The following is a 12,235-nucleotide window of genomic DNA, read 5'->3' on the forward strand; positions in this document are numbered from 1 at the left end:
GCGGTTTCAGCGATTGAGGAACGCCAGCAAGTCTTCGTTCAATGCCTGGGCGTGGGTCACGGCAAACCCGTGGGGCGCGTCCTTGTAGACCTTCAACTCGGCGCCCTTGATCATCTCGGCGGCCACTTTACCGGTGGTTTCGAACGGCACGATCTGGTCACCATCACCGTGGATCACCAGGGTCGGCACGTCGATCTTGGCCATGTCCGGACGGAAGTCGGTTTCGGAGAAAGCGGTGACGCAATCCACGGTCGACTTGAGGGACGCCAGCATGGCGATTTGCAGGGTCTGCCTCAGGATGCCTTCGGAGACCGTCTGCCCCTTGTTGAGACCGAAGAACGGCGTGTTGAAGTCCGCGATGAACTGCGCACGGTCCTTGAGCAGGCCGGCCTTGATGCCGGTGAACACGTCCAGCGGTACACCCTGCGCGTAATCCGGCTGCTGGCCGAAGATCGGCGTGACTGCACCCAACAGCACCAGCCCGGCAACCCGCGCGCTGCCGTGACAGGCGATGTAGCGCGCCACGTCGCCGCCGCCCATGGAGAAGCCCACCAGGGTCACGTCCTTGAGGTCCAGGTGTTCGATCAGTTGCGCGATATCGTCGGCGAAGGTGTTGTAGTCGTTGCCGGTCCACGGCTGGTCCGAGCGGCCAAAGCCACGGCGGTCGAACGCGATGGTGCGGTAGCCACGGCTGCTGAGGTATTCCATCTGGTATTCCCACATGTCGGCATCCAGCGGCCAGCCGTGGCTGAACAGCACGGGTTTACCGCTGCCCCAGTCCTTGAAATAGATCTGGGTACCGTCTTTGGCAACGAATGTGCTCATGGAAAACTCCTGGTTGAGGGGGGCGAGAAGACGCTGGCGCACTATTGCCGTAAACCTGACGAAGGGCTTGTACGGGTGTGCTCGGTTGAACGGTTCAGCGTCTATGCTGGTCCACTGACCTCCACAGTCTGATCACGCAGGTGAACGAAATGGCCAAGACCTACAGCTACGCCGCCCGGGACTCCAAGGATTCGCTCAAGCCCTTCACCTTCGAGCGCCGTGCGCCAGGGGCGGACGATGTACAGATCGATATCCTCTATTGCGGCGTGTGCCACTCCGACCTGCACACCGCGCGCAACGAGTGGAACAACACCCTGTACCCCTCGGTACCCGGCCATGAAATCGTCGGCCGCGTAACAGCGGTGGGTGCCAACGTGAAAAAATTCAAGGTGGGCGACCTGGCCGGTGTCGGCTGCATGGTCGACAGCTGCCAGCACTGTCCATCCTGTGCCGAAGGCGAGGAGCAGTACTGCGAGAACGGCTTTACCGGCACCTACAACGGCCCGGTATTCGGCGGTGAAAACACCTTCGGCGGTTACTCCGACAGCATCGTGGTCAAGGAAAAGTTCGTGCTGCGCATCTCCCACGACGATTCCAACCTGGCTGCGGTGGCGCCGTTGCTGTGCGCGGGCATCACCACCTATTCGCCGCTGCATCACTGGAAGGTCGGCCCCGGCAAGAAGGTCGGCGTGGTCGGCCTCGGTGGCCTGGGCCACATGGCGGTGAAGATCGCCCATGCCATGGGCGCGCACGTCACGCTGTTCACCACTTCCCCCAACAAACGCGAAGACGGCCTGCGCCTGGGCGCGGACCAGGTGGTGGTGTCGAAGAACCCGGATGAAATGGCCAAGGTCGCCAACAGCATGGATTTCATCCTCAACACCGTCGCCGCACCGCACAACCTCGACGTGTTTCTCAACCTGCTCAAGCGCGACGGCACCATGACGTTGGTCGGCGCCCCGGACAGCCCGCACCCGTCGCCAGCGGTATTCGGCCTGATCTTCAAGCGCCGCAGCCTGGCCGGCTCGTTGATCGGCGGCATCCAGGAAACCCAGGACATGCTGGACTTCTGCGCCAAACACGGGATTGTCTCGGATGTGGAGATGATCGATATCCAGGGTATCAACGAGGCGTATGAGCGGATGCTCAAGGGCGATGTGAAGTACCGGTTCGTGATCGATATGGAGAGTTTGAAGAAGGAAAGCCACGCGGCCTGAGCCTCGCTCTCCAATCTACCGAATAACCCTTGTGGGAGGGGGCTTGCCCCCCAGGCTCACGGCCGTTGCGGCTTGACCGATGTACCAAAGGTATTGCCCATGCGCACGCTGGTTGCCGCCGGGGTGGATAAGCCCACGGCGTTAGGCGGGCGTTTTTCCACGGACAGGTTTTGCGCCTCACGGTTTTTTTTCGCGGCCTTGGCTGCATTCGTGTCATTGCCCATCTGTTGGCCCAGGCAGCCATAGTCGGGCGCCTTGTAGCCATCCACCGTGACTTCGGTGCAACCGCCGGGCGCGTTGTCGGCGTGGGCGAGCAAGGGCAGGGCGGCGCACAGCAACAGGCTGGCGAGCGTCGGGAGCAGCTTCATCATGGCCTCCTGGCAGGCCCGAGGGAGTGGGCCGGTAAGGCTTTGGAGTCTAGTGCAGCCGGCTTCTCGTCACCGTGATGTTTTTTTTGCTATCACCGTAACATCAGGTTCATAAACGGGCCTCAGGATGACGGTTTTCTAGGGCGCGTCGGCCGTGCAGCGATGCAACGCAGGGGGTGAACAGGGGGCCTGGAGGCGCGCCGTATGCGCCCTGGTCTTGCTGTTGCTGCTGGCCGGCGGCAGCGCTGCGCGGGCACAGTCGCCGCCGTTGTTACTGAACCTGCCCGCGCAAGACCTTGAACATGCCTTGCAAGCCTACAGCCGCGCCACCGGGATGGCGGTGCTGGTGGACCGCGAATTGACGCGGGGCCGTCGCTCCTTTGGAGTGCGCGGTCGTTTCACGGCGCAGGAGGCTCTGGCGATGTTGCTGACGGGGAGCGGCCTGATGGCACGTTATGCACGCAGCGATGCGTTTACCTTGCAGTTGCCCGAGGTCAGCCAACCGCCCCCGGCTCGTGGTGCGGCGGCCCGCAGCGCTGCGCGGATCAATAACAGCTACGCGACGGCCTTGCAGCAGGCCATCGAGACCAGCCTGTGCCGTTCGCCCTTGACCCGCCCCGGCAGTTTTCGGGCGCTGGTGCAGGTGTGGGTCAACCGCGATGGCAGGATCGAACACAGCCGGCTGGTCAGCTCCACCGGCGATGAACAACGCGATGAAGCACTGGTTCGCGGCCTCGGCGCTGCGCGGGTGGAACGCCCGGCGCCGAGTTCACTGCGCCAACCACTGACTTTGCTCTTGATGCCCGACACCACAGGAACACGCATGGAATGCACAGCCGTAAAAGGAGCCTCGGGCGGATGAAAAATACCGGGCACAGTACGATGGTCAGCTTGTTCCTGGCATCCTACGAAGACTTCAAGGTGCGCTTGCGCAAGCGCTTGGGCTCGGAAGACCTGGCCAACGACGTCCTGCACGAAACCTACCTGCGGGTCGACCGCATGGAAGTGCCGCCGAACCTGGCGCAACCCAATGCCTACCTGTACCGCATGGCCCTGAACATCGCCGCCGACCGCCGCCAGGCCGACGCCCGCTTGCTCACCGGCAGCGAGGTGGAAGAATTGCTGCAAAGCGCCGACGAAGCCCAGGACCCGTCGCGGGTGGTGGGCGGCCAGCGAGAAATCCAGTCCCTGGTCAAAGCCCTGTATGAGCTGCCCGCGCGTCGCCGCAAGATCCTGATCGCCGCCCGCCTGGAAGAAGCGCCGCACCTGGAAATCTCCCAGCGCTTCGGCATCTCCACGCGCATGGTGGAGAAAGAAATCAAGGCCGCCCTGGGGCATTGCGCCAAGCGTCTGGAAAGAAAAGTGATCCAGCGGTTCGGTCCCGGCGCCGGAAAACCGTCTTAGTGTTGAGTCCCTGATAAAACCGTGAGTATGTGCGCGCTTGAACATTTTTAGCCTCTCCCTCGCCCGGCCGTCCGCCGCCAGCCCCTTGCACGATGAAGCTCGCGACTGGCTGCTCCTGCTGACCTCGGGCCGCGCCACCGTGGCCGATGCCAAGGCCCTCAAAGCCTGGTGCGACCAGAGCACTGAGCATGCCCAGGCGTTTGAACAGGCCAAAGAGTTGTGGCAGCAATTGGCACCGGCGCTGGAGCAAACGTCTGCGCCGCGTCAGTTCGGGCGTCGCGCATTCCTCGGTGCTGCGATTGCCGCGTCGGCGGCGGTGGTGATGGTGCGCGTCGGTGTGCCAGGCGGTTTTTCCGGGCTCACGGCGGACTATCGCACCGAGGTCGGCGAGCAGCGCCAAGTGTTGTTGAGCGACGGCGTGAGCCTGGAACTCAACACGCAGACACGCATCAGCCGGGTGGGGCAGGGGATTGAACTGCTCGAAGGCGAGGTCGAGGTCGTCGCCCATATTGCGCAACCGCTCAAGGTCCAGGCCGGGGAAGGCTGGGTGAGTGCGGCGCAGGCGCGGTTCAATGTGCGGCATACCGATCGCCGGGTGTGCGTCACCTGCATCGAAGGATCGCTGTCGGTGGACGTTGGCGGCAACAGTCTGAGTTTGGGCAGTGGTCGGCAAATAAGCTATGACGCTGCCGGGGTCAGTGCCGTGACGACGGTGGACACGCAGGCGGTGGTGGCCTGGCGTGAGCAGGTGTTGGTATTCGATAACGCGACGCTGGCGACGGTGGTGGATGAAATCAACCGCTATCGGCCGGGGATGCTGGTGCTGCTTAACAAGGAGCTGGGACGGCGCCGGGTGCAGGCGCGCTTCAGTCTGCAGCAGTTGGCGGGCGTGGCGCTGTTGATTCGGGATGCGTATGGGGCCAAGTGTACGGAGTTGCCTGGGGGCGTTGTTTTGTTGAGTTAGGCCAGGTCTCTTCAGTTGAACCCAGCCCAAATGTGGGAGGGGCGGTGCGACGATAGCAGTGGGTCAGTCAAAGTTGCATCAACTGACACTCCCTCATCGAGGCATGCGTATCTACACATCTTTCAATGGATGGTGAATCTATGGCAAATAGGCTGTTGTGGTGAGCGGGCTTGTCCCGCGCTGGGCTGCGAAGCGGCCCCAAACTTTCACCTCGATTGATTCTGGCACGCTGCGGTGACCTTTTAGGGCTGCTGCGCAGCCCAGCGCGGGTGCAAGCCCGCTCACCACAGAGTTGTGTAGATACCCATGCTCATCGGGACAAGGCGAATCGTCGCACCGCCCCTCCCACATTTGGATCTCCATATCAGACCGATGTCAGCCAGCATCGGCTCTGGCTTTTGATCTCAGTCGCCCCCCACCCGCAAAGGCCCCAGCACCTGCCGATACCGCTCCACCCCCTGCGCCGTCTGCCTGACCAACCGAATCTCCAACCCCAGCGGATCCGCCCGCCGATTCCCACTCAACTGGCGCCAGCCTTTGTCCGCCTCCCACACCCGCACCTGCAAATCGCTGACCCCGGTCAACACCACGACCCCATCCTTGGCCGCCGGTAACGGAAACCGATCCCGCGCCGGCGCGGCGGCGCGATACAGGCTGTCGCCCTTGAGCCACCAGCGCACCCGCTGCAAGCCATCGCCTGCCACGGGGGCACTGCGGATCACGTCCAACTGAAACCCTTTGCTGTCGGAGCTGCGAACGGAAACGCCAGCCAACCCATCGGCGCCGTCTTTCGGCACAGTCAGTTCCACACTGGCCCTGAGGCTGATGTCCCGTTGCAGCTGGTTCAGTACGCGCAACATGGCCTCAGTCTGTTCCGTGCTCGCCTGCAGGTGATGATCGGCACGGGTCACGCTGTCCAACCCGCGCCAGGCGATCAGGCTGACTACCGCCATGAGCATGATCGCGACCATCACTTCGATCAGCGTAAAACCTTGTTCAGCGCGCTTCATGGCAGGCTCACCACACGCATCAAACCGGCGGCATCCCGTTGCAGGCTGAGGCTGTGTTGCCCGTCGGACAGCACCACGCGCACGGGTGGGTTGATCCACTCGGCATCGAGTACCAGGGTCTGCCTGGGTTCGATGTTGATCTGCATCGACGGGCTCTCCCATAGACGTGGGCGCAATTGGGCATCGCCCTTGAACGCCTCCATGCCCATTCCGTCCTCACTGCGACGATTGAAGCGAAACCCCTTGGCATCGGCGCGCCAGGTAATCGGGCGGCCGTCGGCGCGGGCTTCGGCCTGGGCCACTTGCAACAGCTGGCTCAGGCGCTCGGCGTCTTTGCGCAGCAGGTGCAGCGGGTCGGGCTTGATGCTCAGGCTGATGGCGGCACTGGCAATGCCGATGATCACCAGCACCACCATCAGCTCGATCAGGGTGAAGCCGTGTTGTTTCATCGCGGGGCACCCGCTGAACTGGCGAGGTTGTGAAATAAAAACGTGCGAATTGGCCTGTACGCTGGAGACTCGGACAAACAGGAGGTCCCACCCATGGCTTTTTCCCTGCGATTTTCCCCCGCCCAGGGCGTGCAGATCGGCGCGCTGCTGGCGGCCTTGGCCGGCGGGGTAGTGTGGACGCCACTGTTACTCACCTCCGCTGAATCCCATACGCCCCAGGCCACCCCGCAGGCCCTGGCGGCGCGCAGTGATAACCCGGCGCTGCAATGGTTTTCCAATGCGCCGACGGCGTTGCAGGTCAAGGTCACTGGCGTGCTCGCCGGCGCGCGCGGTGCGGTGGCGATCCTCAGCCTCAACGACGGCCCGCCGCGCAGCTTTCTATTGGGTGAGCGCCTGAGCCCCGGCGTGCGGCTGACGGCCATCGAAGGCGATGGTGTGGAGATTGAACGGGGCGGCGAGAAACTGCGCGTCAACCTCGACAAGCTGCCGGACGCTCCCGCATTGCCGCGCCTCACTCGGCCATGACCTGAGTGGCAAGGCGCGCCAGGGGCGGCGCTTCGCGACTGGCGTCGAGCACCAGGACGGTGATCTTAAACAGCGGGCCATCGGCGCTGACGGTCTGCTCGCAGCGCAGTTTCAGGCGGCCCTGGTCGCACTCGATGGTCTGCTTGCCGCTGCGCAGACTGCCCTCCAACCGGGCTTCCGCCAGGCGACTTTGCGCCGCCAGCAGCGCCATCGACTTGTCCCGCAACAGCCCGTTGCTCTGGGTCATCAACCCAGCCACACGCACAGCGGCGGCCATGGCCACGGCAATGATCGCCAGCGCCACCAGCACTTCAATCAGGGTAAATCCTCGCTCGTTGCGATGGCCGTACATGACGCTCTCAAAGCCTGGAAACAGGCCCGCAGACTAGCGCCGCGAGTTGACCGATTGGCGACCGAACCTCCCGAGGATTTTCAATACGACTGACATGTGTTCTTGCAACACTGCGCCACGAAATGCACTCACCCAAGGAATGTCGAGATGGATATCGCGCGCCTAACGTCCCCATTGCCAGGCCCTCGCGGCCAGCGTGGCTTTACCTTGATCGAGATCATGGTGGTGGTGGTCATCCTCGGGATCCTGGCGGCGATGGTGGTGCCCAAGGTGCTCGATCGGCCGGACCAGGCACGGGCCACGGCGGCCAGGCAAGACATCGGCGGCTTGATGCAGGCGCTGAAACTCTACCGCCTCGACCACGGCACCTACCCGAACATGAACCAGGGCCTGAAAGTGCTGGTGGAGCGCCCGGCGGATGCCAAGAACACCAGCTGGCGCGCCTACCTCGACCGTTTGCCGAATGACCCGTGGGGCCACCCGTACCACTACCTCAATCCGGGCGCCAACGGCGAAGTCGATGTGTTCTCCCTCGGCGCCGATGGCCAGCCGGATGGCGATGGTGTGAATGCCGATATTGGCTCCTGGCAGTTGTAAGGCGCGCCATGAAACGGTATTCGCCCCCAGTGGTGAAGCAGCGCGGCATGGCGATTATCAGCGCGCTGCTGATCGCCGCCGTGGTGGCGGTGATCGCCGGCGCCATGCTCACGCGCCAGAGCGTGTTTACCCGCAGCCTGGAAGCCGAGCAGATGCGCATCCAGGGCCAGTGGCTGTTGCAAGGCGGCCTTGAGCGCAGCCGGCAGATGCTGTGGGAAGCGCGCCAGAAAGACGTGCTGACCCGCCTGGATCAGCCGTGGGCCAGTGCCCAGGGCGGTGCGTTCGAAGGCCGGGTTGAAGACGAGCAGGGCAAGTTCAACCTGCGCAACCTGGTCAATCGCCAGCGGGTGGATGTCGAGCAAGTGCAGAGCTTCGAACGCCTGTGCCGCCTGATCGGCGTTGACCCGGCCGTGAGCCGGCGCATCAGCCAGCGCGTGATCGCGTCCTATGAGCAACTCGACACGCCTGCCAGATACCCGATGCTGCGCAGCCTGGATGACTTGAGTGGTATCGAAGGCCTCGACCCCGAGGTCGTGCAGCGCCTGCAGACCTATATCAGCGTGCTGCCCGACGTCACCTGGGTCAACGGCAACACCGCCCGCGCCGAAGTGCTCAGCGCCGTGGTGCCGCAACTGAGCCTGTCCCAGGCCCAGGCGCTGGTGGCTGAACGTGACGGCGGGCACTGGTTTATCAACCGGGGGGATTTCGTCAACCGTCTGCACTTGCCGCAGGTGGCGGTGGACACGGTGCAGGTGGGCATCACCAGCGAGTGGTTTCGCCTGCAGGGCCAGGCGCGGCAGGCGCAACGGCGGGGGACCCTTGATGCGCTGCTGCACCGTCCGGAGAGTCGCCGGCCCCAGGTGATCTGGTCGCGGGTGGGCGTATGAAACGCTTGCGCATTGCCTTGCCGCCGCTGGCTGAATTGAGTGTCGACAGCCGGGTGAAATGGGCCTGGCTGGAGCGTGGCGCGGTGGTCCGCGAAGGTCATGAAAACCTGGCGCAATTGGGCAAGGGCCGCCACGCGGTGGACTGTTTTCTGCACCCCCGCGACAGCCTGCTGACGAGCCTCGAATTGCCGCCATTGCCCGCCGCCAAAACCCAGGCCGCCGTGGCCTGCGCGGCCCAGGCGTTGATCCTCGGCCCGGTGGAGCAGATGCACGTGGCCCACGGCCCCCGGGAAAGCGACGGCCGCGTGCAGGTCGGCTGGGTGCCCAAGGCCGGGCTGGAGCGGCTCGGTCAGGTCCTGGCGCTGGCGCAACTCAAACTGCGCGGCCTGTACCCGGCGCCCTACGCCTTGCCCGTGGGCGCAGCGGCGCTGGACGAAGGCTGTTTGTTGACCCGCGACAGCCTGCAACAAGCGGCGGTGCACCCGCTGGGGTTGCAGGCCCTCGATATGCAGCTGGTGGACGCTGCGCAACGTTGGGCCGGTGCCGTGCCCGCCTGGGGTTTGCACGCACGCCTGCGCGAAGGCTCCAAGGGTGGGTGGGGCCGGGCGCTGGCCTGTGTCGCGCTGGCTGCGCTGGTCTGGACGGTTGGCCTCAATCTGTATGCCGCCCGCCAGGCGGATGAAGGCTTGCGGCTCAAAGCGTTGATGAGCCAGCAGGTACGCCAGGCGTTTCCCGAGTTGCCGGTGGTGCTCAATCCGTTGCAGCAGGCCCGCCAGCAACTGACGGCACGCCAGACCGGCGCCGCCGCCGATCCCGGCCAACGCTTTCCCAGCCTGCTGCAACTGGTGGGCAGCCAGTTGCCGTTCATGGTGGGCAGCGTCGACACCCTGACCTTCGAACAAGGACGCTTGCAACTGGCGTTGCTGGCCGACAGCCGTAGCCCGGCCGTCGAGGACGAGTGGCAGGCGGCCTTGGCGCAGGCAGGGTTTGCCGCCACGCGGGACGACCATGGCTGGAGCATTGCCCCTGCGCAGGTCGCAGAAAAACCGGGAGCCGGCGATGAATAAATGGCGCCGCATGCGCGGCCAGACTCAGGTGTTCTGGAACGGCCTGGCCCTGCGTGAAAAACGCATGCTGGTGGGCGTCGGCCTGGTGCTGGCGAGCCTGTTGACCTGGCTGGTGCTGGTCCAGCCCGCGTTGAAGAAGATCGACTATTGGCAGGCCGAAACCCCCAAGCTGCGCGCCCAGGCCGCCGCCTTGCAGGTGCTGTTGCAGGACGTCACCGCACCTCGGCCCGCCGATGAGGCGGCGCTGCGCCAGGCCCTGGACAGCGCCGGTCTGCAAGGCCATTACCAGTTGCAGGCGCTGGACGCCGGCAGTTGGCGCCTGACCTTCGACAACGCCCCGGCCGACGCCGTGGTGGGCTGGTTGCTGGGCAATCCCCGTTCATTTTCTCTGGAAGTGTCCGAGGCGCGTTTGCAACGTGCCCCGGACGCCGTCGACACCTCGGCCGGCACTGTGTCCGGGACCGTTCGCATGGATCAGGCGCTTGGCGCTAAGGAAGCTTCATGAAGTGGTCAGTCCCCCCTTTTCGTATGGCCGCGCCACTGCTGTTGCTGGCGCTCAGTGCATGCAGCAGCCAGGAGGCGCCCAAGCCGTTGCTGGTGGACAGCGAACTCGGCCAGCCGTTGGCCGACACGCGCCGCAGCGGCGATAGCGTGCTGGATCGCCAGCGCGAACTTGTCCCCAAGCCCGCCGTGCAGCATCGGGTGACCAACAGCGCCCGTGGCCAGGCCCCGGCGACGGTCAAGGCGCGTAACCCGTTGGGCGACCAACCGGTGCAACTCAACTTCGTCGACGCCGATATCCAGGCGGTGGTGCGCGCACTGTCCCGTGCCACCGGCCAGCAATTTCTGGTGGACCCGCGTGTGAAGGGCAACCTGACCCTGGTCAGCGAAGGCCAGGTCCCCGCGCATCAGGCCTACGACATGCTGCTGGCCGCGTTGCGCATGCAGGGCTTTAGCGTGGTGGATGTAGGCGGCGTGGCCCAGGTGGTGCCGGAGGCCGATGCCAAGTTGCTCGGCGGGCCGATCTACAGCGCTGGCAGCAGTGGCATGCAGACCCGCACCTTCCGCCTGCAATACGAAAACGCGGTGAACCTGATCCCGGTGCTGCGCCCCATTGTGTCGCCGAACAACCCGATCAACGCTTACCCCGGCAACAACAGCATCGTCATCACCGACTATGCGGAAAACCTGGCGCGGGTTGCACAGATCATCAGTGGCATCGACACCCCCAGCGCCATCGACACCGACGTGGTGCAGATCCAGAACGGCATCGCTGTCGACATCGCCGCCATGGTCGCCGAACTGCTCGAAACCCAGGGCGCCGACCAGACCCAGAAGATCAATGTGATCGGCGATCCGCGTTCCAACTCGATCATCATTCGCTCCGGCAGCCCCGAGCGCACCGAGCTGGCGCGCAACCTGATCTACAAGCTCGACAACGCCCAGAGTAACCCCAGCAATATGCACGTGGTGTACCTGCGCAACGCCCAGGCGGGCAAGCTGGCCCAGTCGCTGCGCGGGTTATTGACCGGCGAGAGCGATTCCGGCGTCAGCGACGAGGCGCGCGGCAAACTCAGTGCCATGGGCGGCAACGGCCAGACCACCACCCCGGCCAGCAACGCGCAGAACAGCAGCGGCACGCCCACCGGCAGCGGCGTGCAATCGAGCTATGGCCAGGACCCGCAAGCTACCGGCAGCCCGTCCAAGGACCAGGACACCGCGTTCAGCGCCGGCGGCGTGACCATCCAGGCCGACGCCACCACCAACACCTTGTTGATCTCCGCGCCGGACCCGCTGTACCGCAACCTGCGCGAAGTGATCGACATGCTCGACCAGCGCCGCGCCCAGGTGGTGATCGAAAGCCTGATCGTGGAAGTGGGTGAGGACGACGCTACCGAGTTCGGCGTGCAATGGCAGGCCGGCAACCTGGCAGGCAGCGGCGGGTTTGGTGGGGTCAACCTCGGCGGCAGCGGCTTGAACGGCACACCCGCCAGTCCCACCAGCATTGATGTATTGCCCAAGGGCCTGAACATCGGCCTGGTCAACGGCACCGTGGATATTCCAGGGATCGGCAAGGTGCTCGACCTCAAGGTGCTGGCCCGCGCCTTGAAGAGCAAGGGCGGTACCAACGTGCTGTCCACGCCCAACCTGCTGACCCTGGACAACGAAGCGGCGAGCATTTTTGTGGGGCAGACGATTCCGTTTGTCACCGGCAGCTATGTCACCGGCGGCGGGGGCACCAGCAACAACCCGTTCCAGACCGTGCAGCGTGAAGAAGTGGGGCTCAAGTTGAACGTGCGCCCGCAGATTTCCGAGGGCGGCACGGTGAAGCTGGATATCTATCAGGAAGTCAGCAGCGTGGATTCCCGGGCGTCGGTGGCCGCGGGGACGGTGACTAACAAGCGGGCGATTGATACCAGCATTCTGTTGGATGACGGGCAGATCATGGTGCTGGGTGGCTTGCTGCAGGATGGTTATAGCCAGAGCAATGACGCAGTGCCGTGGCTGTCGAGCATTCCGGGGCTGGGGGCGTTGTTTCGCAATGAGAAGCGCAGTGTGAGCAAGACCAA

15 protein-coding genes are annotated in these 12,235 nt (G+C 64.4%); 10 read left to right on the forward strand and 5 right to left on the reverse strand.

The genetic code is table 11. The features are described 5' to 3' along the window. Window positions 1-6 precede the first annotated feature (6 nt). Complete coding sequence (locus AOA60_RS23320) at window positions 7-825, reverse strand: alpha/beta fold hydrolase (RefSeq protein ID WP_099586422.1); 819 nt, start codon at window positions 823-825, stop codon at window positions 7-9. Window positions 826-974: 149 nt separating this feature from the next. Here AOA60_RS23320 and AOA60_RS23325 point away from each other — a divergent pair, with 149 nt between their 5' ends. After that, window positions 975-2,042, forward strand: a complete 1,068-nt coding sequence (locus AOA60_RS23325) for an NAD(P)-dependent alcohol dehydrogenase (protein WP_099586423.1) — start codon at window positions 975-977, stop codon at window positions 2,040-2,042. Window positions 2,043-2,098: 56 nt separating this feature from the next. Here the strand turns inward: AOA60_RS23325 and AOA60_RS23330 are convergent, their stop codons facing one another. Further along, window positions 2,099-2,410 (reverse strand): hypothetical protein, encoded by a 312-nt coding sequence (locus AOA60_RS23330; protein WP_099586424.1) that lies wholly within the window; start codon window positions 2,408-2,410, stop codon window positions 2,099-2,101. Window positions 2,411-2,627: 217 nt separating this feature from the next. On the opposite strand from AOA60_RS23330, the gene AOA60_RS23335 reads away from it, so the two are divergent. Genes AOA60_RS23335 through AOA60_RS23345 form a run of 3 tightly spaced genes read left to right on the forward strand, consistent with a single transcriptional unit; the run spans window position 2,628 to window position 4,778 of the window. Then, the gene (locus tag AOA60_RS23335) at window positions 2,628-3,272 is read left to right on the forward strand and encodes a secretin and TonB N-terminal domain-containing protein (protein ID WP_099586425.1); all 645 of its coding nucleotides are present in this window, start codon (window positions 2,628-2,630) and stop codon (window positions 3,270-3,272) included. Further along, window positions 3,269-3,814 carry an RNA polymerase sigma factor gene (locus AOA60_RS23340; protein WP_099586426.1) on the forward strand — a complete coding sequence of 182 codons (546 nt, stop codon included), beginning with the start codon at window positions 3,269-3,271 and terminating at the stop codon, window positions 3,812-3,814. Before AOA60_RS23335 ends, AOA60_RS23340 begins: the two co-directional genes overlap by 4 nt. A 37-nt stretch (window positions 3,815-3,851) precedes the next feature. Next, entirely contained in the window at window positions 3,852-4,778 is a 927-nt protein-coding gene (locus AOA60_RS23345) for a FecR domain-containing protein (protein WP_099586427.1), read from the forward strand. A 404-nt stretch (window positions 4,779-5,182) separates the two neighbouring features. On the opposite strand, the gene AOA60_RS23350 is transcribed toward AOA60_RS23345, so the two are convergent. Both AOA60_RS23350 and gspH read right to left on the reverse strand, forming a co-directional pair. After that, on the reverse strand, window positions 5,183-5,788 hold the full coding sequence (locus tag AOA60_RS23350) for a type II secretion system protein GspJ (RefSeq protein WP_099586428.1): 606 nt from the start codon (window positions 5,786-5,788) through the stop codon (window positions 5,183-5,185). Beyond that, on the reverse strand, window positions 5,785-6,237 hold the full coding sequence (gene gspH / locus AOA60_RS23355; protein ID WP_099586429.1) for a type II secretion system minor pseudopilin GspH: 453 nt from the start codon (window positions 6,235-6,237) through the stop codon (window positions 5,785-5,787). The genes AOA60_RS23350 and gspH overlap by 4 nt, the downstream gene beginning before the upstream one ends. Before the next feature lie 93 nt (window positions 6,238-6,330). Here gspH and AOA60_RS23360 point away from each other — a divergent pair, with 93 nt between their 5' ends. After that, on the forward strand, window positions 6,331-6,762 hold the full coding sequence (locus AOA60_RS23360) for a type II secretion system protein N (RefSeq protein WP_099586430.1): 432 nt from the start codon (window positions 6,331-6,333) through the stop codon (window positions 6,760-6,762). Here AOA60_RS23360 and gspI read toward each other — a convergent pair. After that, entirely contained in the window at window positions 6,749-7,114 is a 366-nt protein-coding gene (gspI, locus tag AOA60_RS23365; protein WP_099586431.1) for a type II secretion system minor pseudopilin GspI, read from the reverse strand. The two genes, AOA60_RS23360 and gspI, sit on opposite strands and share 14 nt — an antisense overlap. A gap of 147 nt (window positions 7,115-7,261) precedes the next feature. Between gspI and gspG the strand changes: the two genes are divergently transcribed. The 5 genes from gspG to gspD all read left to right on the forward strand — a co-directional run. Beyond that, entirely contained in the window at window positions 7,262-7,711 is a 450-nt protein-coding gene (gspG, locus tag AOA60_RS23370; RefSeq protein ID WP_099586432.1) for a type II secretion system major pseudopilin GspG, read from the forward strand. A gap of 8 nt (window positions 7,712-7,719) precedes the next feature. Beyond that, complete coding sequence (gene gspK, locus AOA60_RS23375) at window positions 7,720-8,598, forward strand: type II secretion system minor pseudopilin GspK (protein WP_158235051.1); 879 nt, start codon at window positions 7,720-7,722, stop codon at window positions 8,596-8,598. Continuing rightward, window positions 8,595-9,665 carry a type II secretion system protein GspL gene (gene gspL, locus AOA60_RS23380; RefSeq protein ID WP_099586433.1) on the forward strand — a complete coding sequence of 357 codons (1,071 nt, stop codon included), beginning with the start codon at window positions 8,595-8,597 and terminating at the stop codon, window positions 9,663-9,665. The genes gspK and gspL overlap by 4 nt, the downstream gene beginning before the upstream one ends. Then, window positions 9,658-10,170 (forward strand): type II secretion system protein GspM, encoded by a 513-nt coding sequence (gspM, locus tag AOA60_RS23385; protein WP_099586434.1) that lies wholly within the window; start codon window positions 9,658-9,660, stop codon window positions 10,168-10,170. The genes gspL and gspM overlap by 8 nt, the downstream gene beginning before the upstream one ends. Next, on the forward strand, window positions 10,167-12,235 hold a 2,069-nt coding region (gene gspD / locus AOA60_RS23390; RefSeq protein WP_099586439.1), incomplete at its 3' end, for a type II secretion system secretin GspD. The genes gspM and gspD, both read left to right, overlap by 4 nt.

The organism is Pseudomonas sp. 2822-17, from assembly GCF_002742485.1.
Lineage (GTDB): Bacteria > Pseudomonadota > Gammaproteobacteria > Pseudomonadales > Pseudomonadaceae > Aquipseudomonas > Aquipseudomonas cyclaminis.

What these genes read in the sequence shown, in the direction of transcription:
- gspI (WP_099586431.1), bottom strand. Translation starts at nt 7,114, where the DNA reads ATGTACGGCCATCGCAACGAGCGAGGATTTACCCTGATTGAAGTGCTG.
- gspM (WP_099586434.1), top strand. Translation starts at nt 9,658, where the DNA reads ATGAATAAATGGCGCCGCATGCGCGGCCAGACTCAGGTGTTCTGGAAC.
- gspL (WP_099586433.1), top strand. Translation starts at nt 8,595, where the DNA reads ATGAAACGCTTGCGCATTGCCTTGCCGCCGCTGGCTGAATTGAGTGTC.
- gspK (WP_158235051.1), top strand. Translation starts at nt 7,720, where the DNA reads ATGAAACGGTATTCGCCCCCAGTGGTGAAGCAGCGCGGCATGGCGATT.
- gspG (WP_099586432.1), top strand. Translation starts at nt 7,262, where the DNA reads ATGGATATCGCGCGCCTAACGTCCCCATTGCCAGGCCCTCGCGGCCAG.
- AOA60_RS23320 (WP_099586422.1), bottom strand. Translation starts at nt 825, where the DNA reads ATGAGCACATTCGTTGCCAAAGACGGTACCCAGATCTATTTCAAGGAC.
- AOA60_RS23330 (WP_099586424.1), bottom strand. Translation starts at nt 2,410, where the DNA reads ATGAAGCTGCTCCCGACGCTCGCCAGCCTGTTGCTGTGCGCCGCCCTG.
- AOA60_RS23325 (WP_099586423.1), top strand. Translation starts at nt 975, where the DNA reads ATGGCCAAGACCTACAGCTACGCCGCCCGGGACTCCAAGGATTCGCTC.
- AOA60_RS23350 (WP_099586428.1), bottom strand. Translation starts at nt 5,788, where the DNA reads ATGAAGCGCGCTGAACAAGGTTTTACGCTGATCGAAGTGATGGTCGCG.
- AOA60_RS23340 (WP_099586426.1), top strand. Translation starts at nt 3,269, where the DNA reads ATGAAAAATACCGGGCACAGTACGATGGTCAGCTTGTTCCTGGCATCC.
- AOA60_RS23360 (WP_099586430.1), top strand. Translation starts at nt 6,331, where the DNA reads ATGGCTTTTTCCCTGCGATTTTCCCCCGCCCAGGGCGTGCAGATCGGC.
- gspH (WP_099586429.1), bottom strand. Translation starts at nt 6,237, where the DNA reads ATGAAACAACACGGCTTCACCCTGATCGAGCTGATGGTGGTGCTGGTG.